Origin of the sequence: Bacteroides xylanisolvens XB1A (genome assembly GCF_000210075.1) — a bacterium.
GTDB classification, from domain to species: domain Bacteria; phylum Bacteroidota; class Bacteroidia; order Bacteroidales; family Bacteroidaceae; genus Bacteroides; species Bacteroides xylanisolvens.
The window spans coordinates 3,628,977-3,655,239 of the sequence record NC_021017.1 but is presented as its reverse complement, the minus strand read 5'-3'; the positions used below and the strand labels follow the sequence as shown (position 1 = coordinate 3,655,239).

Annotated in this window: 18 protein-coding genes; all 18 read left to right on the top strand. The window is 43.2% G+C overall.

All coding sequences use genetic code 11. The features are described 5' to 3' along the window. Window positions 1-307: 307 nt before the first annotated feature. The 18 genes from BXY_RS14165 (at window position 308) to BXY_RS14080 (ending at window position 25,794) form a co-directional block, all read left to right on the top strand. Window positions 308-1,315 (top strand): aspartate-semialdehyde dehydrogenase, encoded by a 1,008-nt coding sequence (locus BXY_RS14165; RefSeq protein WP_008642977.1) that lies wholly within the window; start codon window positions 308-310, stop codon window positions 1,313-1,315. A 241-nt stretch (window positions 1,316-1,556) separates the two neighbouring features. Further along, window positions 1,557-4,394, top strand: a complete 2,838-nt coding sequence (locus BXY_RS14160) for a TonB-dependent receptor (RefSeq protein ID WP_015532265.1) — start codon at window positions 1,557-1,559, stop codon at window positions 4,392-4,394. Between the two features lie 4 nt (window positions 4,395-4,398). Then, window positions 4,399-5,631, top strand: coding sequence for a DUF4876 domain-containing protein (locus tag BXY_RS14155; RefSeq protein WP_008642975.1), 1,233 nt, complete (start codon window positions 4,399-4,401; stop codon window positions 5,629-5,631). Next, window positions 5,624-7,135, top strand: coding sequence for a DUF6850 family outer membrane beta-barrel protein (locus tag BXY_RS14150; RefSeq protein WP_008642974.1), 1,512 nt, complete (start codon window positions 5,624-5,626; stop codon window positions 7,133-7,135). Before BXY_RS14155 ends, BXY_RS14150 begins: the two co-directional genes overlap by 8 nt. A 58-nt stretch (window positions 7,136-7,193) precedes the next feature. Next, window positions 7,194-8,816: a fimbrillin family protein gene (locus BXY_RS14145; protein ID WP_008642973.1), complete on the top strand. Its 1,623-nt coding sequence runs from the start codon at window positions 7,194-7,196 to the stop codon at window positions 8,814-8,816. A gap of 115 nt (window positions 8,817-8,931) precedes the next feature. Then, on the top strand, window positions 8,932-9,519 hold the full coding sequence (locus BXY_RS14140) for a hypothetical protein (RefSeq protein ID WP_008642972.1): 588 nt from the start codon (window positions 8,932-8,934) through the stop codon (window positions 9,517-9,519). Continuing rightward, window positions 9,506-10,072, top strand: a complete 567-nt coding sequence (locus BXY_RS14135) for a PepSY-associated TM helix domain-containing protein (RefSeq protein WP_008642971.1) — start codon at window positions 9,506-9,508, stop codon at window positions 10,070-10,072. The genes BXY_RS14140 and BXY_RS14135 overlap by 14 nt, the downstream gene beginning before the upstream one ends. Before the next feature lie 23 nt (window positions 10,073-10,095). Beyond that, the gene (locus BXY_RS14130; RefSeq protein WP_004314891.1) at window positions 10,096-10,983 is read left to right on the top strand and encodes an ABC transporter ATP-binding protein; all 888 of its coding nucleotides are present in this window, start codon (window positions 10,096-10,098) and stop codon (window positions 10,981-10,983) included. A gap of 70 nt (window positions 10,984-11,053) precedes the next feature. Further along, on the top strand, window positions 11,054-11,722 hold the full coding sequence (locus BXY_RS14125) for a hypothetical protein (RefSeq protein ID WP_015532263.1): 669 nt from the start codon (window positions 11,054-11,056) through the stop codon (window positions 11,720-11,722). Window positions 11,723-11,763: 41 nt separating this feature from the next. Next, window positions 11,764-12,798, top strand: coding sequence for a DUF4857 domain-containing protein (locus tag BXY_RS14120; RefSeq protein WP_008642969.1), 1,035 nt, complete (start codon window positions 11,764-11,766; stop codon window positions 12,796-12,798). 260 nt (window positions 12,799-13,058) lie between these two features. Beyond that, on the top strand, window positions 13,059-14,339 hold the full coding sequence (locus tag BXY_RS14115; protein WP_008642966.1) for a lamin tail domain-containing protein: 1,281 nt from the start codon (window positions 13,059-13,061) through the stop codon (window positions 14,337-14,339). Window positions 14,340-14,431: 92 nt separating this feature from the next. Next, a complete protein-coding gene (locus BXY_RS14110) occupies window positions 14,432-15,925 on the top strand; it encodes a sodium:solute symporter (protein WP_015532261.1) in 1,494 nt (497 codons plus the stop codon). Continuing rightward, window positions 15,925-18,390 (top strand): DUF4922 domain-containing protein, encoded by a 2,466-nt coding sequence (locus tag BXY_RS14105; protein WP_015532260.1) that lies wholly within the window; start codon window positions 15,925-15,927, stop codon window positions 18,388-18,390. The genes BXY_RS14110 and BXY_RS14105 overlap by 1 nt, the downstream gene beginning before the upstream one ends. Further along, a complete protein-coding gene (locus tag BXY_RS14100; protein WP_015532259.1) occupies window positions 18,387-19,745 on the top strand; it encodes a SpoIID/LytB domain-containing protein in 1,359 nt (452 codons plus the stop codon). The genes BXY_RS14105 and BXY_RS14100 overlap by 4 nt, the downstream gene beginning before the upstream one ends. Before the next feature lie 14 nt (window positions 19,746-19,759). After that, the gene (locus BXY_RS14095; protein WP_004309646.1) at window positions 19,760-21,043 is read left to right on the top strand and encodes an MFS transporter; all 1,284 of its coding nucleotides are present in this window, start codon (window positions 19,760-19,762) and stop codon (window positions 21,041-21,043) included. 13 nt (window positions 21,044-21,056) lie between these two features. Next, window positions 21,057-21,893, top strand: a complete 837-nt coding sequence (locus BXY_RS14090) for an ATPase (protein ID WP_008024377.1) — start codon at window positions 21,057-21,059, stop codon at window positions 21,891-21,893. A gap of 40 nt (window positions 21,894-21,933) precedes the next feature. After that, on the top strand, window positions 21,934-22,749 hold the full coding sequence (murQ, locus tag BXY_RS14085; RefSeq protein WP_015532256.1) for an N-acetylmuramic acid 6-phosphate etherase: 816 nt from the start codon (window positions 21,934-21,936) through the stop codon (window positions 22,747-22,749). A 507-nt stretch (window positions 22,750-23,256) separates the two neighbouring features. Next, entirely contained in the window at window positions 23,257-25,794 is a 2,538-nt protein-coding gene (locus tag BXY_RS14080; protein ID WP_134993014.1) for a glycosyl hydrolase 115 family protein, read from the top strand. Window positions 25,795-26,263 lie beyond the last annotated feature (469 nt).

Below are 26,263 nucleotides of genomic sequence, written 5' to 3'. Positions count from 1 at the left end.
GGGAGACTATAGTTATCCTTGCGTTACACTATAGTTAAACGAAGTAATATTAGGCAATAAAGATAATCTTATCAAGCTACGAAACCAATCCGATTCGCATCGCGACGGAGAATGCATCCCTTTTGGTGCATTTATCCGATCCAACAACCACACTTGATTATACGTAAGGTTAAAGAAATCCACCGAAAAACTGAAATATTTCTCTCAAAAGCGATGTTTATATGCTAAATTGTTATAATTTTGCAGCCAAATCTTTTCTATTCGACAGGAAAGAAATTCAATATTCACAATTTAACAAAAGAAAAAGATGAAAGTAGCTATTGTTGGCGTAAGCGGAGCCGTAGGACAAGAATTCCTGCGCGTGCTCGATGAGAGAAACTTCCCGATGGACGAGTTAGTTTTGTTCGGTTCTAAACGTAGTGCCGGAACAACTTACACTTTCCGCGGTAAACAGATCGAGGTGAAACTCTTACAACACAACGATGACTTTAAAGGGGTAGACATTGCTTTCACTTCTGCCGGTGCAGGAACATCCAAGGAATTCGAAAAAATAATCACCAAGTATGGTGCTGTGATGATCGACAACTCCAGCGCATTCCGTATGGATGCCGATGTACCTTTGGTTGTGCCTGAAGTAAATGCCGAAGATGCATTGGAACGTCCGCGTGGCGTTATTGCCAACCCGAATTGTACGACTATCCAGATGGTAGTTGCACTGAAAGCCATCGAAAAGCTTTCTCATATAAAAACCGTGCACGTGTCTACCTATCAAGCAGCAAGTGGTGCGGGTGCTGCTGCTATGGACGAATTGTACGAACAATATCGCCAGGTATTGGCAAACGAGCCTGTGACTGTAGAGAAGTTTGCCTATCAGTTGGCTTTCAACCTGATTCCGCAGATTGACGTATTCACAGAAAACGGTTATACGAAAGAGGAAATGAAAATGTACAATGAAACACGTAAGATCATGCATTCTGACGTAAAGGTTAGTGCAACTTGTGTACGTGTTCCTGCATTACGCGCTCACTCTGAAAGTATCTGGATAGAAACAGAACGTCCGATTTCCGTAGAAGAAGCTCGTGAAGCATTCGCTAACGGTGAAGGGCTGGTTCTTCAGGACAATCCGGCAGAAAAAGAATACCCGATGCCGCTGTTCCTGGCAGGTAAAGATCCGGTATACGTAGGCCGTATCCGCAAAGACCTGACAAACGAAAACGGATTGACTTTCTGGATTGTAGGTGACCAGATCAAGAAAGGCGCTGCCCTGAATGCTGTTCAGATTGCCGAATATCTGATTAAAGTAAAAAATATCTAATACAATAGACTGGATATAATATCCGGTCAATGACAGATAAGCCCAATAAATCAACCGGCTTGCAATGTGATAGTGATCGCAATGCAAGCCGTTTTTTTATTTTCTAAATTACCTATTAAAGAAAAGGTACCCATTATTAGGTAAAAGATCCCCAGTTGCAGGTATTAAGATTTGTGAAAATAACTATTTATAGTGATTGATATAAACTTGGTTTTTATCGAATTTTGCACAAAACTTATCTATGAAATATTGTCTTTTTAACATAGCATTCTGGGGGCTGCTATTTTTCAATTTATTTGAGGCCGCAGCTAATTCAAACATCTATACAATCTCGGGACGTGTGACCGAGCCCAAAACGAATTCCCCCTTGCCCGGTGCTTCCATTCTCATTAAAGGCACCTATTTATGGGCTGTATCCAATCAGAAAGGCGAATTCACGATACAAGGAGTGCAGGAGGGAAAATATAATCTGGAAGTTTCTTTTCTGGGTTATGTACCGGCAACAATTCCGGTAAATGTGCACAGTAATATCAAAAACCTACATATAGAACTCAAAGAAAACACGCTTGCACTGGATGATGTAGTCGTTACTGCACAAGCGCCCAAGAATGAGTTAAACACTACGCTCACTATCGGTAATAATGCGCTGGAACATTTGCAGGTATCCAACGTGAGCGATATCTCCGCTCTTCTTCCGGGAGGAAAGACAAAAGTGCCGGATCTTACCACTAATAATATCTTCTCATTACGCGACGGAGGGTCGACAGTCGGTAATGCAGCCTTTGGGACAGCCGTTGAAGTGGATGGGGTACGTATTGGCAATAATGGCTCATTTGGAAATATGAACGGAGCAGATACCCGTAATATCACCGTGGCGGATATTGAATCGGTTGAAGTCATCACCGGAGTACCTTCGGCTGAATACGGGGATTTGAATAGCGGAATGGTCAAGATTCACACCCGGAAAGGGAAAACACCCTGGAACATATTATTGTCCATCAATCCCCGCACCGAACAGGTTTCCTTCTCCAAAGGATTGGATTTAGGAAACGACAAAGGCGTTATCAACATAAACGGAGAATGGACAAAGGCTACCCAAAAGTTGGTATCTCCCTATTCGTCTTATACAAGAAGGGGATTCTCTGCCGGATATAGCAACACTTTCAGCAAAGTGTTCAGATTCGATATCGGTGTTACAGGTAATATCGGAGGAATGAATACCAAAGATGACCCGGATGCCTATTCGGGAGAATACAACAAAGTGAGGGATAACGTATTCCGGGCAAACACTTCACTGGCCTGGCTGCTCAATAAATCGTGGGTCACCAACCTCAAGTTCGACGCATCGGTATACTACAATGACAATAACTCCCATGCACATACTTTCTATTCGTATGCATCGGAACAGCCGGCTGTTCATGCCACGCAAGAAGGATATTTTATGGCAAGCAAACTGCCATATACCTACTTCGCAGATCAGATCATCGACTCCAAAGAACTGGATTATGCCGCATCGTTAAAGTATGAATGGAACAGACGGTTCAAGACTGTAAACAGCAACCTGAAAGCGGGTGTTCAGTGGAAAGCAACAGGGAATGTGGGTGAAGGAGAATATTACAAAGACCCTTCACTGGCTCCGAACGGTTATCGCCCCCGCCCTTACACCGCTTATCCATATATGCATAACGTTTCGCTTTATGCCGAAGAAAGTCTGTCGTTACCAGTGGGAAACACCCTGCTTAGACTGATGGCGGGAGTGCGTTGGGAACATTTGTTTATCAAGGGAACGAACTATAAAAACCTGAATACTCTTTCACCACGTTTCAATGCCAGATGGCAGTTGAACGAACATATCGCTATCCGTGGCGGTTGGGGAATCACTGAAAAGCTTCCCTCTTTCTATACCTTGTACCCCAAACAGGAATACCGGGACATACAGACATTCGGTTTTTCCTATAATAACAATGAATCATCTTATATCTATTACAGCCAGCCCTACACATTACTGCACAATGAGAATCTACGCTGGCAACGGAATCAGAATTCGGAATTGGGCATTGACGTCCATATAGCCCGGACCAGGATTTCGCTAGTCGGTTATTTCAACCGTACCAAGTTACCGTATAAATACACGAGTTCCTATAACCCGTTCTCTTACGATGTTCTCCAATTACCGGAGGGATTCACTATGCCGACTAATCCGCAAATCAATGTGGATAATCAGACGGGAATGGTGTACATACGTGACAATGCATCGAGCTACTGGACTCCTATGGATGTAAAGGTGACCGACCAGACTTTTGTCAAGTCAACCTCTCCCGATAATGGAATGGACGTCATTCGCCGTGGAGCGGAAATGATTGTTGATTTCCCGGAAATAACTCCTATCCGTACGCAATTCCGGTTAGATGCCTCCTATGCTTATACTAAATATATCGACAATTCTTTGTCCTATTATTATCAGAACGGATGGTCGCACACCAGTCTTGCCAACCGCTCCTACCAATATGTAGGTATCTATGCCAATGGCGACAACTTATCGACGACTGCCAACGGTAAACGTACCCACTCATTGGATGCCAATATCACAGCCATCACCCGTATTCCGAAAGCCAGACTGATTATTTCATGCAGACTGGAGGCTTCGCTTGTGAAGCGTTCGCAGAATATCTCCGAATATAAGGGAAAAGAATACGCGTTCAACGTAAGTGAAAGCAGCAATGCCCAAACGGGTGGAAGCATTTATAACGGTGACTCTTATACGGCTATCTGGCCGGTGGCATATCTCGACCTGAACAATGAGATGCATCCTTTCACGTCAGCCGAAGCCGAGAATCCGGAATTCTCTTATCTGATACGCAAATCGGGCAATGCCTACACATTTGCAGCGGATGGATATGATCCTTATTTCTCCGCCAATATCAACATAACCAAAGAGATTGGCGACCATGTGTCTCTTTCTCTCAACGCTATCAATTTCACCAATTCACGGCCGTATGTAAAATCTCATGCAACCGGTGTGAGCGCGCTCTTTACCCCGGATTTCTATTATGGACTTACTTGCCGTATTAAATTTTAAAGATATGAAGCAGTCTATCTACATATTATTACTAACAGTGACCGGGATCTTTGCAGGATGCACGGATCTTGATAAAGAGAATCCGTACGACGATCAGTTGCACAGCCTGCAAGTGACTGCCGTATACCCGGATGGATACTCGGAATATCTCCGGGAAGGAGTGACCGTAAAGATTGAAGATGTCGATCGTGGAAATTCTTACAAGGCTAAAACCGACAAGAACGGAGTGGCGCAATTCTCTCTGACTAAAGGTATATATCGCGTGCAGGTCAGCGACAAGGACGGACAGGATATTTTCAACGGACTGGCCGATAATGTGAAACTGACCAGCGGAAACATGGCGTTCAACCTCCCGCTCATCCATTCCAGAGCCGGGGCTATTATTATTAAGGAGATTTATTGCGGAGGATGTACAAAGTTGCCGCTGGAGGGAAACTACCAGTCCGACAAATATATAATCCTGCATAATAACGATTCGGAAGTGCAATATCTCGATAGTTTATGTTTCGGAGCGCTTGATCCTTACAATTCCCAAGCTACCAATGTCTGGGTAACGCAGGATGAAATAACCGGAGCAACCATCTTCCGGGATTTTGCTCCCATCGTTCAGTGCATCTGGCAGTTTGGCGGTACCGGCAAGACTTTCCCGCTTCAACCGGGAGAAGATGCAGTGATTGCCATCAATGGGGCAGTTGACCATGCAGCGCAATACCCGCAATCTGTCAATCTGAACAAACCGGGATACTTTGTCTGCTACAATAACGTTTATTTTCCGAATACACAGTATCATCCGGCTCCGGGGGATCAAATCACACCGGATCATTATCTGAACGTGGTATTGAAAACCGGACAGGCGAATGCTTACTCGTTCTCTATCTTTTCTCCTGCTACGGTTATCTTTAAAGCTAAGGATACCACGATACAGGACTTTGTTCTAAAAGAGGGAAGTGTGATACAAAAACCGGGAAGTACCACCGACCGGGTGATAGCAGTTCCGCTCGACTGGGTGATTGATGGAGCGGAAGTGTACTACGGTGGTTCCTCCAACAACAAGAAACGTATATCTCCTTCCATCGACGCAGGATATGTCACTCAAAGTGCGACATACAACGGACGCAGCTTATATCGACATGTGGACGAAGAAGCTACGCAGGAAGCAGGTTATGAAGTATTGATGGACACCAACAACTCTTCTACCGATTTTTATGAAAGAGAAAAACAATCTTTGCATGAGTGAGATGAAAAAAATATATATAACAGGTCTTTGGTTACTATGTATAGTGTACGGTGTTTCGGCACAGACTTACGACATTATAGAACGGCGTAATTCCTGGAATACCGGAAAAAATGTTACAGGTATCAGGATGGATAGCATCTCTTCTTCCTATGCCGAACTGTATGGTAAGAATAACCATGGTGATTTCCACCACTCTTACGAAGCGGAGAAATCATGGAATGCCGGAGCAATAGCCAAGTCTATCACTCATCTGAAAGGGTATTCGCTGACTGGTTCTTTCTCATTCGATCATACTTCCGGTAAGGACATGAGTGGTTCCATGTTTATCCAGCCGGGATTTTATCCGGTAGACATTCTAGAGTTCACTCCCGGACGCAAAGACCTGCAACGATACGCTTTTATGGGCGGTATTGCATCAGATATTGCACCTAACTGGCGATTGGGAGGAAAGATTGACTTTGCCGCCTCCAACTATTCCAAACGGAAAGACTTGCGACATACCAATTACCGGCTGGATTTGAAAGTAGCCCCCAGTGTGATGTATCACTCGGGCGATCTAGCCATCGGTTTTTCTTATATGTTCAGCAAAAACAGCGAATCGGTCAAGGCGGAAGTAATCGGGACTACCGAAAACTCCTACAACGCCTTCTTGGACAAAGGACTGATGTATGGAGCTTATGAAGCATGGGACGGCAGCGGGATTCATCTAAGCGAATCGGGAATCAACGGCTTTCCGATCAAAGAACTGTCTAACGGGGGAGCACTGCAACTTCAATGGAAGAGATTTTATGGAGATATCGAATATACCTATTCTTCGGGGTCTGCCGGTGAAAGAGATGCTATCTGGTTCAAATTCCCCACTCACCGGATTGCCTCTCATTTGAGTTATCATTTCAAACAGGGAAAGAAAGAGCATTTTCTACGATTGAACCTGCAATGGTCACATTTGGTCAACAACGAGAATGTGATTAATAAGGAGACTGTTAACGGAATAACGACGACTTATATCAACGGCTCCAACCGCATTTTCGAAAGAGATGCTTTCTCGGTCCATCCCGAATATGAATTTATAAGTCCTCGTACAGAAGTTCGTTTGGGAACACATATTTCAACTTTCAAACGACTGACTACCCAGATGTATCCGTATGTAGCGTCGGAAAAGATGCTTTGTACGCAGACGTATGTATCCAGCGTGTTTCATATAGGGAAATTTGACTTAAAGGCAGCCGCTTCCTTTGCCATAGGAAACTCTACTGAGAAAAGCAGAGTCATTACAACAGATACGGAGCCGGGTGATCCTCCTTATCGCCTGACAGATTATTATAATCTGCAGAATGAATATGCTACTGCTCCACAAGCAACGCTTCGTCTCGGTTTACGCTATCATTTCAACCATGGGATCTATGCTGAAGTACAGGGAAGTTATACACGCGGTTTCAACCTTCACTATATAGATGGTTCGAGCCGTTGGAATGAGACTATCAAGTTAGGATATACTTTTTGAGAACCGGGATATGCTTTTTGAAAACAATGAATATATATATAAACTAAATTATTAAGCAATGAAAAAGAGTTTAACATTTATCTTCGCAGCAGCACTTTTGGTATCTTGCCAACAGGAAGAGAACGAAACGACGACTCCTTCAGACAGTCGTATTACTATCTCGCCTGTTATCACACGCGCTACCGAAGTTAACTTTGAAACCGGAGATAAAATTGGCGTTACAATCATCCAAAACGGTGACTTCGTATATGCGGAAAATAAACTAATGACATTCAATGACGGAGTATTTGCAGGTGACCTGCTTTGGTACCCGGAAGGAAATGACAAATCGCAGATAGTAGCATACTATCCTTATAGAGAAGGTAATACTCCTACTTCTTTTTCTGTAGAAGCCGATCAGACCACCGGATATGGGGCATCAGACCTTATGGCAGCAAGCAATAAAGATGTACTTCCTACTGTAAATACTATAACAATGAACTTTAAGCATCTGCTTACCAAACTGGTCATTAATGTAACAAAGGAAGTAGAAGCCAACATAACATCCATTGCATTGAAAGGCTCTATCCCGACTGCAACTCTTGATCTGGCTGCCCTTACAGTTACTGCTGACGCGAATGTCGCAGCTACAAACATTACGGCACAGGTTGTTGAAACGAACAAAACTTACCGCGCCCTCATCGTTCCCCAAACGGTAGCTTTGACGCTCGAAGTAGCAACTTCTGATGGCAAGACCTTGTCGCAGAAACTCACATCTACTACTTTAGCGCAAGGAGGACAATACAGCGTAAACATCCGTGTATTGCCTGACGATATAGAGGTTAAACTTATCGGTGACATCGAAAACTGGACAGATGAAGGTGAAATCGGAGCAGACAATGAGATTCCTTTCGAAGAACATCTCAATGAGAACTATTTCTTATACGATAATGTAAAATATAACACGGTAACTTTGGCGAACGGTACTACGTGGATGGCTGAACCGCTTATTTATCTTCCGAAAGGATATACTCCTTCTACCGATCCTACTGCTGATAGTCATGTTTGGTACCCGTATGAAATCAAAGCTGACGGTGCAACCGTAGCCACAACAGAGGAAAGTGCTATCAAAGAATTAGGTTATCTATATGATTTCCAAGTTGCACTGGGCGGTAAGGAAATTACTGAAAGCAATCTGAACTCTTTTGAAGGAGCGCAAGGTATTTGTCCGAAAGGTTGGCACATACCAACACGTCTGGAATACTTTAATCTGGTAGGAAAAACAACGAATGATGTCGACGGCAAGGTACCGGCTGATGGTGATAAAGCTCTTTTCTATGATGCAGTTTATGACGGCGCCAAAATATCATCACTGAATAATGCAGGATTCAATTACCAATTCTCCGGCGTTCGTATGGCAACAAGCCTTACAGGTGCCGGCAGCTATCAAAAAACGGCAATAGCAGAAGATGCCAATATTCAAACTGCATGGCACGGAAAACCGGCAATGAATTATCTTATGACTTCGACTGCCTTCAAGCCCGTATACAATAGCACCAGCGGACTACTTACCAATATACAGTTCTTTGGATTAATGAGTACAATCAATGCAAAGTATTCGGAAGGCAGATTATCATTATCTTATGTCAGCATTAAAGCCGGTATGCAACTCCGTTGCGTAAGGGATCAAGCTGCCAACTAAAGGAGTAGTATTTGTTTCAAGCATGGTTGAAACTCCCCGCCCGTAAGGCGAACTATTAAAAGCTATAAACAAACGAAAAACAGATTACAAACTATATAAAAACGAAGCAATAACAATGAAAACAAAAAAGCTAACAATCGCAATTGCCCTTATGGCAATGACTTTTATCGGAACTTCATGTGGTAACAAACAACAGAAAAGCGCATCAGAAGCGACTACAGAACAGTCTGCATCTTCCGCTTTGGAAATTGATTCTCTCCTTGCCAATGCCGAAAACCTTGCAGGACAAGAAGTAACCATTGAAGGCGTTTGCACACATACCTGCAAACATGGTGCAAAGAAAATCTTCCTGATGGGCAGTGACGATACCCAAGTGATCCGTGTAGAAGCCGGAACATTGGGAGCCTTCGATCCTAAATGTGTGAACTCTATTGTCCGTGTTACCGGAACATTGAAAGAACAACGCATCGACGAAGCCTACCTCCAAAACTGGGAAGCACAACTCAAAGCACAAGCTGCCGAAAAACACGGAACCGGTGAAGCCGGATGCGATTCTGAAAAGAAAGCACGCGGCGAAACAGCCAACAGTCCCGAAGCCCGCATCGCAGACTTCCGCGCAAAAATAGCCGACCGCAAAGCAGAAACAGGAAAAGAGTATTTATCTTTCTATTTTATGGAAGCCAACTCGTATGAAGTGGAGTAGTACTGTTCGTAAATGGAGCCGGCTCATACACCGTGACCTGTCATTTTTCTTTTCCGGAATGGTATTGATATATGCCATTTCCGGAATTGTAATGAATCACCGTGACACGATTAATCCGAACTTCTCCATCACACGGAAAGAATATAAAATAGCGGAAAAGCTACCGGACAAAGCAGGAATGAGTAAAGAGAAAGTACTTACTCTACTGGAACCTTTGGGAGAAACCGGCAACTATACCAAATACTACTTCCCGAAAACGGACGTAATGAAAGTCTTCCTGAAAGGCGGTTCCAGCCTTCTGGTAAACGTGAAGACAGGAGAAGCGGTATATGAATCCGTCACCCGTCGCCCGCTTATCGGAGCGATGTCCCGTTTACATTACAATCCGGGACAATGGTGGACTTACTTCGCGGATATTTTCGCTATCGCCCTTATTATCATTACTCTTTCCGGCATTATCATGCTGAAAGGGAACAAGGGCATTATCGGCAGAGGAGGAATAGAACTAATAGTCGGAATCTTGATTCCCATTCTTTTCCTTTTCTTCTTTTGAATCGAAATAACAGATAAAATCAAATGGAACAAATTATCGAATGTAACAACCTGACGCACTACTACGGTAAACGGTTGATTTACGAAAACCTTAGTTTCACAGTGCCCAAAGGACGTATCCTGGGACTATTGGGAAAGAACGGTACGGGCAAAACCACCACTATCAATATCTTGAGCGGTTACCTGAAACCCCGTTCGGGAGAATGTCGCATCTTCGGACAGGAGATACAGACCATGGCACCGGCTCTGCGCCGCCATATCGGACTGCTCATCGAAGGTCATGTGCAATACCAATTCATGACCATCACCGAAATAGAAAAATTCTACGCAGCCTTCTACCCCGGCCAGTGGAAAAAAGAAGCGTACTACGAACTGATGAATAAATTGAAAGTAGCTACCGGACAGCGCATCTCACGTATGTCCTGCGGACAGCGCTCTCAAGTAGCTCTCGGACTGATTCTCGCACAAAACCCGGAACTTCTGGTACTGGACGACTTCTCGCTCGGACTCGATCCCGGCTACCGCCGCCTGTTTGTGGACTATCTCCGCGACTATGCCCGTTCGGAAGGTAAAACCGTCTTTCTGACCTCGCATATCATTCAGGATATGGAGCGTCTCGTTGACGACTGCATTATTATGGACTACGGAAAGATACTGATTCAGAAACCAATCGCCGAATTACTGGAAAAAGGACGCCGCTACACCTTCACCATTCCCGAAGGTTACGAGCTTCCTGCATCGGATGATTTCTACCATCCTTCCATCATGCGGAACCAGTTGGAGACTTTCTCCTTCCTGCAACCGGCAGAAACAGAAGCCAAACTGAAATCAATGTCAGTGCCCTATACAGACTTGCACTGTGAGCAAGTCAATTTGGAAGATGCCTTTATCGGCCTCACCGGGAAATACTGATTAAATTAAGAATAAGAGTTGGCAACTCGTAACCCATAAATCATCATTCATAAATCATAAATCCTCAAGAATGTACGCTATATTTTATAAAGAATGGATAAAGACACGGTGGTATTTTCTGCTTGCCGTGCTCGCCACACTTGGTTTTACAGGCTACTGTATGCTCCGTATCAACCGGGTGGTAGAAATGAAAGGGGCTGCCCATGTATGGGAAGTCATGCTGCAACGGGATGTCATCTTCATTGATATGTTGCAATATATTCCTCTGATTGCCGGAATCCTGATGGCAATCGTGCAATTTGTCCCCGAGATGCAACGCAAATGTTTGAAACTGACCCTCCATCTGCCTTATCCGGAACTGAAAATGACGGGCAATATGTTACTCTCCGGACTCATACTGCTTCTTGTCTGCTTCGCTTCCAATTTCCTGTTGATGGAGATCTATCTGAACGGAATCCTTGCCCATGAGCTCAAAAACCACATACTGCTTACCGCTTTAACGTGGTATCTCGCCGGCATCTCCGGCTATCTGCTCGTCGCATGGATTTGCCTCGAACCGGCATGGAAACGCCGTATCCTGAATCTCATTATCGCAGTATTGTTACTCCGAATCTTCTTCCTGTCGCCTACGCCGGAAGCATACAACAAGTTTCTCCCTTATTTAGTGGTCTATACTTTGTTGACAGCCTCTTTCTCGTGGCTCTCTATCGTACGGTTCAAGGCCGGAAAACAGGATTAACCAATAAAAAAATTAAAGATTAAAAATTAAAAGATTGAGAAATGAGACGTTTCAGTACCATACTATTATATGTAACCATCGCTTTTCTGCTTCTTTGGCAGTTGCCCTGGTGCTACAATTTCTTTGTCGTAAAGCCAGAAAAGACTCCCTTTACCCTGTATAGTTTCGTAATTGGCGATTTCGCCCAGATGGGACAAGAAGAAGGGAAAGGAACCGTGCGCCGCGACCTTGCAGGAAACATTTATTCGGAAGCTGCTTTCGACAGCATCCTGCCTATGTTTTATTTCCGTCAGTTGATGTCTGATGAGCGTTTTCCGGATACCATTCAAGGAATCGCAATGACTCCTAAAATGGTGCAGACAGAAAACTTCAACTTCCGCAGTGTGCCTTCGGATATAAACGCACCTTCTATCGGGCTTTACCCACTGATGGAATCTATGTCAGGACGTGTGGACCTGAAAATGCCGGATGACGTATTCCGTATCACCTCCAAAGGGATCGAATTTATCGACATGGCTACCAACAGCGTGAAGGAAGACAAAAGCCTTCAGTTTACCGAAGCTATGACTAAGAAGGATTTTCGTTTTCCGGCAACGGAAATCGTAGGAAATCCGACGGTGAAAAAGGAGTATGACGAAGGTTATCTTCTGTTGGATGCCGACCGTCGTCTGTTTCATCTGAAACAGGTGAAAGGACGCCCGTATGTCCGTGCCATCACCTTGCCTGAAGGCCTGACATTAGAACATCTGTATCTGACCGAGTTCAGAAACAAAAAGACGCTTGCTTTTATGACCGATGTCAACAAGGCTTTCTATGTGTTGCAGAACCGGACGTATGAAATCGTTAAAACAGGAATCCCGGCATTTGATCCGGAAACGGATGCGCTCACCATCATCGGTAATATGTTCGACTGGACAGTCCGCGTGACAACTCCGGCTTCAGATAACTATTACGCATTGGATGCCAACGATTATTCGCTGATAAAGAAGCTGGAGAACGAATCGAACGTTCATTCCATGCCAGGTATTACGTTCACATCTTACACAGATAAATATGTAATGCCACGCTTCGAATAATGTTTCAATAATTGAATGTAACATGGGTGAGGGGTTATCAAAAGTCACATTTAATTTATTGACTTTTGATAACCCCTCACTGTTTCCTTTCCACGCATTTAGAGAAAACAAAAGGATTTACAATTATTTCTTCAATAAGTATGTTTTTTCCAGCAAAAAGGTTTACCTTTGCCGACTCATTCAACTATTTAAACCGCAATTGCTTCTGCATTATACTCAAACAAATACGGTAAAACGAAATAACTCAAACTAAAAACCGTATGAAAGTTTACCAAGCATTTGCTTTCCTAAGTATCTTCATCATATTGTTCTATAATTGTTCGCTCCCTGCTGATGACGAAAAAAAGGGAGAATTAGGAGGAGGAGACACTATCACACCCGAACTTCCCTGGGAAGGAGAGATGGACAAATTCACCATCAACTCTAAAGAAGGAATCCATCTGAATGATCCACAGGAAGACGCCGGAACAGCTTATGTCACCATTCCTTCTACCTCTATAAAAAATACCCGTTGGGAATTTGGAGTTCACCTCACCTTCAACCCCTCCGCCAACAATTATGCACGATTTTATCTGACTTCTTCCTCAAACATTCTTTCCGGTAATTTAAACGGCTATTATATTCAGATTGGAGGAGCAAAAGACAATGTAGCTCTTTATCGTCAAAACGGAGAGCAGTCTAAACTACTGGCTTCGGGAAGAGAACTGATGAAAGGCGACTCATCACCGAAACTATATATAAAAGTAGAACGTGACAATAACGGTTACTGGACTTTTTGGACACGGCTTGAATCCGAGAATGAATACGTAAAAGAAAAACAGATAAAAGATACCGATATACAGACTTCCCGCTACTGCGGTATATACTGCATTTACACCAAAACCCGTTGTAAAGGATTCACGTTCCATCACATACAGTTGTCTAATGACGTAGAAACGAACACATCACCCGACGAAACACCCGATACCCCCGATACGGTTCTACCGGACAATCCCGACACTCCCGAATTACCGGAAGATGTGAGAGGTATGCTTCTTTTCAACGAAATAATGTATGATAATGCTACTGACGGTGCAGAATATGTAGAAATTTATAATCCGGGTGAAAAGACTATTACTCTGCCAACTCTCTATCTATACAAAATGTATGAAAGTGGCACAGTATACAGTACTACCACTCTTTGTAACGAGAGTTCCTCCACTCCCATCACCATTCCATCCAAAGGTTATCTTTGCTTCAGCAAATACACCAGCAAGGTCATTCGGAAACATAAAGTAAATGGAGAGAACCTGATAGAAATACCCAAATTCCCGACTCTTAATAACGACGGAGGCTATCTGGCACTCTCCTGTAGCGAGAAGCCGGAGAAAGGACAAACTTTTGATACTTGCCGTTTTAGAGATGAGATGCACGATTCTGACAACAAAAAGACAACCGGCATTTCGCTTGAAAAGAAATCTCCGGAGTTGTCCTCGCTCAACAAAAACTGGCGTTCGTCCAAACACGCGACCGGAGGCACACCGGGAATAAAAAATAGGTAAGAGTATACATATCTATGATAAATTCCCTACTTTTGTAGACAAAGATAAACTTATTCGAATCATTCATCCTCAAACGAATTTAAATAGCAGATATGAGTCCAGCCGTTATATCTATCACTATTGTGGCATACTTTATAATCCTGTTCACTATCTCTTATATAGCAGGACGCAAAGCTGACAATGAAGGGTTCTTCGTAGGAAACCGTAAATCGGCATGGTATGTTGTTGCCTTTGCCATGATTGGTTCCACCATTTCGGGAGTTACTTTTGTATCTGTTCCGGGCATGGTACAAGCTAGCAGTTTCTCTTATCTGCAAATGGTACTCGGCTTTATAGTCGGACAGTTTATTATCGCCTTTGTGCTTGTTCCACTGTTCTATCGGATGAATCTGGTTTCTATCTATGAATATTTGGAGAACAGATTCGGAGCTTCATCCTATAAAACAGGAGCATGGTTCTTCTTTATCTCAAAGATGCTGGGAGCTGCCGTTCGACTATTTCTGGTATGCCTGACGCTGCAACTGCTGATCTTCGAGCCTTTCCATCTTCCTTTCCTGTTGAATGTCATACTTACCGTATTTATAGTATGGCTCTATACTTTCCGGGGCGGAGTGAAATCATTGATATGGACGGATGTATTGAAAACATTCTGCCTGGTAGTCTCTGTGATACTATGTATCTATTATATAGCCTCCAACTTGCACCTCAACTTTAGCGGCCTGATTACTACCATATCAGATAGTGACTTCTCCAAAACATTCTTCTTCGACGATGTTAATGACAAACGCTATTTCTTCAAGCAATTCCTAGCAGGAGTGTTCACTGTCATTGCTATGAATGGGCTCGACCAGGATATGATGCAGCGCAATCTTAGCTGCAAGAACTTCCGGGACTCACAGAAGAATATGATTACCAGTGGAATCTCACAGTTCTTTGTCATTCTGCTTTTTCTGATGCTAGGAGTACTGTTATATACGTTTACAGCACAGCAAGGCATTGGGAATCCGGGAAAAAGCGACGAGTTGTTTCCGATGATTGCTACCGGAAATTATTTTCCCGGCATAGTCGGAATATTATTCATTATCGGACTGATAGCCTCCGCCTATTCTGCAGCCGGTTCTGCCTTGACGGCACTGACCACTTCCTTTACTGTAGATATTTTACATGCACAGAAAAAAGGAGAGGCGGCACTTAGCCAAATACGCAAACATGTACATATCGGTATGGCAGTTGTGATGGGAGCAGTCATTTTCGTATTCAATCTGCTGAACAACACCAGTGTGATTGATGCGATTTACACATTGGCCAGTTATACGTATGGCCCTATCTTAGGACTGTTCGCTTTTGGCATCTTCACCAAGAAACAAGTTTATGATAAATATATTCCGTTGGTAGCTATCACTTCTCCTATTCTTTGCTATATCCTGCAAAGAAATTCGGAAGCATGGCTCAACGGTTACCAAATTAGTTACGAGTTGTTGATAATCAATGCCCTGTTCACATTCCTTGGACTCTGTTTGTTCATCAAAAGACAAGACAAAGAAACATCTTACACAACTCATACTACAAAACAAAAAGTAAAATAATGAAAACAACAATCAACTGTTTTCTTCCTTTCAGCCGGTTGGAAGAAACTGTGCAAACAGTTAAGGAGTTACGTGCATCGACGCTGGTAGACAAGATTTATTTATTGGCATCGCCAATTACCAATGTCTGTATTCCCGGATGCGAACTCATCTCTGTAGAGAAAATGCAGTCTACACAAGCGATGCGAGCTATTGCAGATCATTCTGATAAAACATATACCTTGCTTTATACCAAACACACTGCACTAAAAATAGGCATGTTCGCTCTTGAAAGAATGGTTCAAGTAATGGAAATGACCCAAGCTGGCATGGTATATGCAGACCATTACCAACAGATAGACGGTGTGCAAAAAACAGCTCCGGTCATTGATTACCAACCCGGTAGCCTGCGTGACGACTTCAATTTCGGCTCGGTTTTACTGTTCAATGCCAACGCATTCAAGGAAGTTATAGAAAATACAGAAGAGGAATATCAATATGCAGGCTTGTATGATTTGAGACTCAAAATATCCCAAAAGAGCAAACTGGTACACATCAACGAATATCTATATACCGAAGTAGAAAGTGACAAGCGGAAAAGCGGTGAGAAGCAGTTCGATTATGTAGACCCTAAAAACCGTCAGGTACAGATTGAAATGGAACAGGCATGCACCAACCATTTGAAGGAAATTGGCGGATATCTTTATCCTATCTTCCGTCCCGTAGACTTTTCTTCTCACACTTTTGAATATGAAGCTTCTGTCATTATACCCGTACGCAACCGTATTCGCACAGTCAAAGATGCCGTACGCTCGGCACTGAACCAGCAAACGACCTTTCCGTTCAATGTCATTGTCATCGACAATCATTCAACAGACGGGACCAGTGAAGTTCTCCATGAACTTAGTTCGGACAAGCGGCTGATTCACGTCATTCCCGAAAGAGATGACCTCGGTATAGGCGGATGTTGGAACATAGGTATCCATCACGAGAAATGCGGAAAGTTTGCCGTCCAACTTGATAGCGATGACGTGTATAAAGACGAACATAGCCTGCAAATCATCATTGATACTTTCTATAAACAGAAATGTGCAATGGTAATCGGCACTTATATGATGACTAACTTTGATATGCAGGAAATTGCCCCCGGCATCATCGATCATAAGGAATGGACGCCCGACAACGGACGAAATAATGCATTACGTATCAACGGTCTGGGAGCTCCCCGTGCATTCTACACACCCATTCTTCGGGAAATCAAAGTCCCGAACACAAGCTATGGAGAAGATTATGCCCTTGGATTGAAAATTTCACACGATTATCAGATAGGCAGAATATACGACGTGATTTACCTTTGCCGCCGTTGGGACGGCAACTCGGATGCTGCACTGCCTGTTGAGAAAATCAACCAGAATAATCTATATAAAGACCGGCTTCGTACGTGGGAATTGGAACAGCGCATCCTGCAACAAAAAACGACATTAGAGAAAATTCAGCAAAGTATCGAACAGTTATTCCAAAAGCAAACTCTTTCTTGGGAACTAGCCAAAGAAAATTACCAAGCACTGGAACAGTATCGGTCACGAACAAAAAAAATATCCAAGTGGTTTGGTAACAATTGTTTAAGTGCGAAACTATTCTTTAATCCGAAACGTATTCTTTCGGCTACCGCACAGACAGATACTGCCTCCATTCACTCACGGCCTTGCTTCCTCTGCCAAACAAACCGACCGCAGGAACAAGAGTTCATCAGTTACAGGAATTATCAGATACTGGTTAATCCCTATCCCATATTTAAACACCACTTTACAATTGTAGATAAGGAACACAAGTCACAATCCATAGCCGGGCGTTTTAAAGATATGATAGAACTCACCGACATTATGGAAGAATACTTCCTTTTGTATAATGGACCGGAATCTGGAGCTTCCGCTCCCGATCATGCCCATTTTCAAGCTTGCAGTAAAGAGGAAAGTATACAGGGAGCCTATTACGATCGCATGGAATTAATAGATAACGACAAGGTGCAAATTAGTTATGAAGGTTTCCCGTACAGTTTCATCAGGATTCAGGCGGAAAATAAGACAACAATGTCGAAAACCTTTCATCTGATTTACGACATTTTAGCTGCCAATAATAACGGAAAAGAACCAATGATGAATATTCTTGCCTGGTATGGTTTGGAACGCACCAAAGAGGATTTTGGAAAGAACTATGACGATGAATTTGAGTCAGTGGCCGAACACCCTTACAATTGTATTATCTTCTTACGCAGCAAACATCGTCCTGACTGCTATTACGCAAAAGGGGACGAACAAATTATCATCAGTCCTGCTATTGCTGAAATGAACGGCATATTCCCTATAGTACGTGAAGAGGATATGGAGAAACTGACTCCTGAAAAGGTATATGAGATCTATCGGGAAATATCTATATCCAAAGAAAAACTGCAAAAAATATTAGAACGTATTAAGGCTGTATTATGACTCAACCTCAAATAACAGTTGGTATCCTTTCCGGGAAAGAGATTGAATTCTCTTTCCCGGTGAAATTTAGTTCTTCTGTCGGAACGGAAATTTCCGGGACACAGAAAGTTATTTATCAGGATGGGAAGATTCATTGGCAAGGGAAAGAGTACGACGAATTATCCTTCATTCCTCCACAAAATGCACATGCTTTCTTTGAACTGAAAGATGTGACCATCGGAATCAACTTCCATTGGGAACGCAAAGAAGTCCAGAAATTCAAAGGGGAATTAAAGATTATCATCGAAGGAGAACAACTAACCGCCATCAATGTGATTTCCATTGAAGAATATCTTACCAGTGTAATTTCATCCGAAATGAGCGCAACAGCTTCTTTAGAACTACTAAAGGCTCACGCCGTCATCTCCCGAAGCTGGCTACTCGAAAAAAATAAAGAATTAAGAATGAAGAATGAAGAATTTAAAAGAACTTTGCAAAAAGACAGCGCAGCCAATTCTTCATTCTTCATTCCTAATTCTTCATTTATTAAGTGGTATGACCATGAAGCACATAGAAATTTCGATGTATGTGCCGATGATCATTGCCAGCGTTATCAGGGAATTACACGAGCCTCAACACCACAAGCCATCGAAGCAGTCTCCGCCACGCGGGGGGAAGTGCTGATGTATAAAGGAGCGATTTGTGATGCCCGTTTCTCTAAATGTTGTGGCGGAGCTTTTGAAGAGTTCCAAAATTGTTGGGAAAACGTAAAGCATCCTTATCTAATCAGACAACGGGATAGCAAGACTGAAAAACAACTTCCCGATTTGAACATAGAGGCGGAAGCTGATAAATGGATACGTACCTCACCTGTTGCTTTTTGTAATACGCAGGATAAGAAAATTCTAAGCCAAGTACTAAACAACTACGATCAGGAAACAGCAGACTTCTATCGTTGGAAAGTCAGTTATTCGCAGCAGGAGCTTTCAGAACTGATTCATCAACGTTCAGGGATTGATTTCGGACAAATCATTGATTTAATTCCTGTAGAACGGGGAACATCCGGACGTCTTGTCCGACTAAAGATTGTAGGAACCTTACGGACACTCATCATTGGAAAAGAGTTGGAAATACGCCGTACCTTATCTACTTCTCATCTGTATAGTTCCGCCTTCGTAGTAGACAAGGAATATGAGGAAAAAGGACATAAAGAGGATAAAATCCCTTCACGATTCATCCTTACTGGAGCCGGATGGGGGCATGGAGTAGGACTTTGCCAGATTGGTGCTGCCGTAATGGGAGAGCAAGGTTACAAATATGAAGAAATACTGTCTCACTATTACCCCGGCAGTACGCTCGAGAAACAATATCAATAAAAAAGAATAATACCATGACAACCCCCACTATAAAAAGAAATCCCTGGAGCTGGATACCCACCCTCTACTTCGCAGAAGGGCTGCCATACGTAGCGGTAATGACGATTGCTGTTATCATGTACAAGCGTTTAGGATTATCCAATACGGAAATAGCCTTATACACTTCCTGGCTCTATCTTCCCTGGACTATCAAACCGCTATGGAGTCCATTCGTCGACCTGGTGAAAACGAAGCGTGCCTGGATTATTGCCATGCAAGGTTTCATCGCTGCCGGATTTGCAGGAATAGCCTTCTTTATTCCGACTGCTCATTATGTACAGTTGACTCTTGCTTTTTTCTGGCTGTTGGCGTTCAGTTCCGCTACGCATGACATCGCAGCAGACGGTTTCTATATGCTCGGACTCAATAATAAGGAACAATCTTTCTTTGTCGGTATCCGGAATACTTTCTATCGGCTTGCCAATATTTTCGGGCAGGGAATTCTAGTCATGCTGGCAGGATGGCTGGAAACGTCACAGAACAATATTCCCCTGGCATGGAGTATTACATTCTACCTCCTTGCCGGATTATTTCTGGCTCTTACTATCTATCATCGGCTTATCCTCCCCCATCCTGATTCGGACATTAAACGTCCCGGACTCACACCGGGTAAGTTGTTGGGAGATTTCCTCCTGACCTTTGTCACATTCTTTCAGAAAAAGAACCTCGGTCTCATGTTCTTTTTCCTCCTCACCTACCGGTTGGGAGAATCACAGTTAGCCAAAATAGCTTCTCCTTTCCTGCTCGACACGACCGATAAAGGTGGACTGGGTTTATCCACAGCAACTGTCGGAATGATCTACGGCACGATAGGTGTCATAGCTTTATTGCTCGGTGGAATCATTAGTGGTTTCCTCGTTTCCCGTGACGGATTCAAGAAATGGATATTACCCATGGCATTAGCCATCAACATTCCCGATCTATTATATGTATGGATGGCTGCCGCCACCCCGGACAATCCTATATTTATAGCCATTTGTGTAGCGATCGAACAGTTGGGGTATGGTTTCGGTTTTACCGCTTATATGCTATATCTGATTTATATAGCAGAAGGTGAACACAAAACGGCGCACTATGCTATCGGAACCGGATTTATGGCACTAGGCATGATGATTCCCGGTATGCCTGCCGGATGGATACAGGAACATCTCGGATACACAAACTTCTTTATCTGGGTTTGTATTTGTACCCTACCCGGTATCGTCGCCTCATTAATGATTCGCAACCGACTGGAGGATTCTTTCGGAAAGAAACAATAAAAAACTCAAAGATATGATACTCATTGCAGATAGTGGTTCTACAAAAACCGACTGGTGCATCGTTTTCAACGACACCCCAATCAAACGAATGGGAACGAAGGGAATTAATCCCTTCTTCCAATCAGAAGAAGAAATTCAACAAGAGCTGACACATTCCCTTCTGCCACAACTACCGGAAGGAACGATCAACTCCGTCTTTTTTTATGGTGCAGGCTGCACTCCCGAAAAGGCTCCCGTCCTCCGGCGGGCCATCGCCGACAGCCTGCCTGTCATCGGAAATATCAAAGCCAACTCGGATATGCTTGCCGCTGCCCGCGGACTATGCGGACATGAAGCAGGGATTGCCTGCATCCTCGGCACAGGTTCCAATTCCTGTTTCTACAACGGTGAAGAGATTGTCAACAACATCTCCCCTCTTGGATTCATCCTGGGAGATGAAGGAAGCGGCGCAGTCTTAGGAAAACTACTGGTAGGCGATGTACTGAAAAACCAGCTTCCACCCGCCATCAAAGAAGCTTTCTTAAAACAGTTCGACCTGACGGCCCCCGAAATCATCGACCGCGTTTACCGCCAACCCTTTCCGAACCGTTTTCTGGCTAGTCTCTCCCCTTTCCTTGCACAGCACTTGGAAGAACCGGCTATCCGTTCACTAGTACTCAACAGCTTTATCGCTTTTCTCCGCAGAAACGTGATGCAATATGATTATAAGCAATATCCGGTACATTTTATTGGTTCCGTAGCTCACTGTTACAAGGAGATTTTGCAGGAGGCTGCGCAAACAACAGGAATTCAGATCGGTAAGATTCTTCAAAGTCCGATGGAAGGGCTGATTCAATACCATCAACAATAGTTCTTTTACCTATTGTAATTTATAACCAGTAATTATAAAAATGCAAATAACCGAACAACCGTCCTTTTACGATCATCTGGAAAAGAAATCTGTGCGAGAGATCTTAGAAGATATCAACCAGGAAGATCAGAAAGTAGCGTTAGCCGTACAAAAGGCTATTCCACAAATTGAAGAGCTTGTCAATCAGATTGTGCCCCGCATGAAACAAGGCGGACGCATCTTTTATATGGGGGCCGGCACAAGCGGTCGCCTGGGAGTATTGGATGCTTCCGAAATTCCTCCTACTTTCGGTATGTCTCCCAACTGGATTATCGGACTGATTGCAGGAGGCGATACAGCCTTGCGCAATCCGGTAGAAGGAGCCGAAGATGATGAAAATCGAGGTTGGGAAGAACTCGTCGAACACCAGATCAACGAAAAAGACACCGTTATCGGCATTGCCGCTTCCGGCACTACCCCGTACGTAATCGGTGCTTTACGGGAAGCCCGTAAACACGGTGTCCTGACAGGTTGTATCACCAGTAATCCCGATTCTCCAATGGCGGCAGAGGCAGATGTCGCCATCGAAATGATTGTAGGACCGGAATATGTAACAGGCAGTTCCCGGATGAAATCAGGCACCGGACAGAAAATGATTCTGAATATGATTAGCACCTCTGTCATGATTCAACTTGGACGGGTGAAAGGAAATAAGATGGTAAACATGCAGCTTAGTAATCATAAACTGGTAGAAAGAGGCACCAGGATGATTATGGAGGAACTAGGATTAAATCATGACCATGCACAAAAATTGTTACTGTTACACGGTTCGGTTAAGAATGCAATTGACGCTTACCGATATTCTCAAGATCATTAAAATCTCTACTTACTCTTGTTAAACCAACTTATATTATACGCATCACATACCAATCTTATTAATACGGAATATGACACATTAACCATCATTATTCATCCGACAGCCTCATAGATACAATACAAAAAGATTTTGAAACAAAATCAAAAACATTTATTGAACAAAGCAGTTTGTTCACACTTCTTCATTTTATCTCCGAAGAAAAAACTTCAAGAAAAAGTAAATTGGTATCAACAGTATAAATAATTGAAACATACCCAAAGCCCGTTCTTATCAATACCAACTATCTTTGCATCGTGTCACAGTACAGACAAAAATAAACCATTTTTGGGATTTAAGACACAAAGAAGATAATTTCATTAAATATAGTATTTATGAAGAAGGATATTTACATCATTTTGAGCCTGCTGTTATATACTTTTCAATTACCAATTATCTGCAAAATAGAATATCCGGTTACAGTGAAACGTAAGATCAATGATTAACAACAAATTATTAAATATTGAAACCATGAAAAGATTATTTCTATTCTTCTACCTCTCTGTTGTGAGTATAGTGGCATTTGCCGCTGAACAATTTGTAATATTCACACCGGCCGGTAATCATTTTCCGTTGATTGCCAACGGAGTTCCTTGTCCGATATATGTAGATTCTTCCGAAGACAAAGGGGTAATGATAGCTGTCGGCAATCTTCAACAAGATATACTGCAAGTATGCGGAACGAAGCCTGAATTCTTAACAAACGTAAGTTCGAAACACTGTGTCATTGTAGGTACCTATAGTACTCCTTTTGTAAAAAAACTGATAGCTGCAAACAAAATAGATAAAAAGGAGCTGGAAGGGAAAAATGAGAAATATATCCTGCAAGTTGTCACCAATCCCTGTGAAGGAGTAGATGAAGCAGTGGTTATCATCGGCAGCGACAGACGCGGTACGATCTATGGTATCTATGAACTTTCCGAACAAATAGGGGTATCTCCCTGGTATTGGTGGGCAGACGTCCCTATCCGAAAACAACAGAATGTATATGTAAAGCCGGGACAGTATACAGACGGAGAACCTGCGGTGACCTACCGCGGCATCTTCCTCAATGATGAAGCGCCCTGTCTGACCGGTTGGGTAAAACAGACCTACGGCACAAACTATGGTGACCACCGTTTTTATACACAAGTTTGCGAATTGATACTACGCCTAAAAGGTAATTTCCTTTGGCCTGCCATGTGGAGCTGGGCTTTCTATGCAGACGACCCGGAGAATAGTAAGACTGCTGATGAAATGGGAATCATCATCGGTACATCCCACCACGAACCAATGGCACGCAACCATCAGGAGTGGTCACGCAAGCGCAAAGAATATGGTGCATGGGATTATACAACTAACAAAAAAGTGATCGATCAGTTTTTCCGTGAAGGTATCGAACGGATGCAGGGCACAGAAGATATCGTAACCATCGGTATGCGCGGAGACGGTGACGCAGCCATGAGCGAAAACACCAACGTGAAACTGCTGGAAGACATAGTAAAGAACCAACGCAGAATCATTGAAAAGGTGACTAAACGACCTGCCAAAGCAACCCCGCAAGTCTGGGCACTATACAAAGAAGTACTGGATTACTATGATAAAGGTATGCGTGTGCCCGATGATGTTATCATGCTATTATGTGATGACAATTGGGGCAATGTATGCCGTCTGCCAAATGCCAAGGAACGTAAGCATCCGGGCGGTTGGGGCATGTATTACCATGTAGACTACGTAGGTGCTCCGAGAAACTCCAAATGGCTGAACGTAACCCCTATACAAAATATGTGGGAGCAACTTCAACTCACATACGATTACGGAGTAGAAAAGCTGTGGATACTGAATGTAGGCGATTTGAAACCAATGGAATATCCGATCACGCTCTTCATGGATATGGCATGGAATCCCAAGCAATTCAACGTCTCTAACTTGCTGGATCATCCCCGTCGTTTCTGCGCACAGCAGTTTGGCGAAGATCAAGCGGATGAAGCTATGCGAATCTTAAACCTGTACAGCAAATATAACGGTCGCGTAACGGGAGAAATGCTCGACCGGAATACTTATAACCTGGAGACCGGCGAATGGAAACAAGTATCTGATGAATATCTGAAACTGGAAGCGGAAGCTTTGAGACAATACATATCATTGAAACCGGAATATAAAGATGCCTACAAGCAATTAATCCTCTTCCCTGTTCAAGCCATGGTAAACCTGTACGAGATGTATTATGCACAAGTCATGAACCATAAATTGTACAAAGAAAACAATCCGCAAGCTAACGAATGGGCAGATAAAGTGGAACAGGCTTTTGCACGGGATAAAGCGTTGAGTGACGATTATAACAATGTTATGTCCGGCGGTAAATGGAAGAACATGATGATTCAGAAACATATCGGTTATACCTCATGGAATGATAATTTCCCCGCTGATACATTACCACAAACCTACCGAATCAAGCATCCGGAAAAGGCTGTCGGTGGATACGTCTTCACCGGACAAGACGGATATGTAGCTATGGAAGCCGAACACTATTACAGCACTAAAGCAGCACCAAGTACGGAATGGACAGTGATCCCCTATATGGGGCGTACCCTCAGCGGCATGGCTCTGATGCCTTATACCCAGCCGACCGACGGAGCTTCTATCTCCTACAAAATAAAATTGCCTAAAGGAGTCGACAAAGTGACTGTTCACGTGATAGTGAAATCGACTCTTGCTTTCCACGACCGGAAAGGACATGAGTACAGTATCGGATTCGAAGGAGCGAAGGAACAGACTATCAATTTCAATCATAACTTAAACGAGCTTCCTGAAAATGTATACAGCATATACTATCCGACAGTTGCAAGACGTATCGTTGAGAAAAAGGTCAAACTGAATGTGCCGAATACATCAGACGGCATGCAGACACTAATTTTCAAACCTCTTGATCCGGGCATCGTGTTGGAAAAGTTGGTTGTAGACTACGGAGGCTACAAGAAATCTTATCTGTTTATGAATGAATCGAAAAGCAAGAGAGATAATAGATAAAAAGATCAATGTAGAGACAAGTCAATTACTCACACTGATTGTATTTACATATAAATTTTGCAGTTCTTATTGTCAGCCGTCATTCCTATTCATTAGACGAATGATTTCCAGCACATTAGACGCTGACAATAAGCCCTGACAATAGGCTGACAATAACATTTTATAAGTTTTATTGTCAGCCTATTATTTTATGATTTTGCTCTCCCATATCTCATATCCCTCCAGCTTTACTTACCTTTCAAGAAAAGCCTCCATTAAACATCCGTCATACAACCGGCATACTTATATCATTCAATAACTATTGTTCGATCAGGATACCGGTATACTTAATTCTTCACGGTCGTGGTAGCTTCTTCCCACAGCCGTGACGAGTTCCTACCACGGCCGTGGGAAGATCTTGTCACGGCCGTGGGGAATTAATGATACCGGTACTTTCATAGAACAATACCGGTATCCCAACGCAACTATA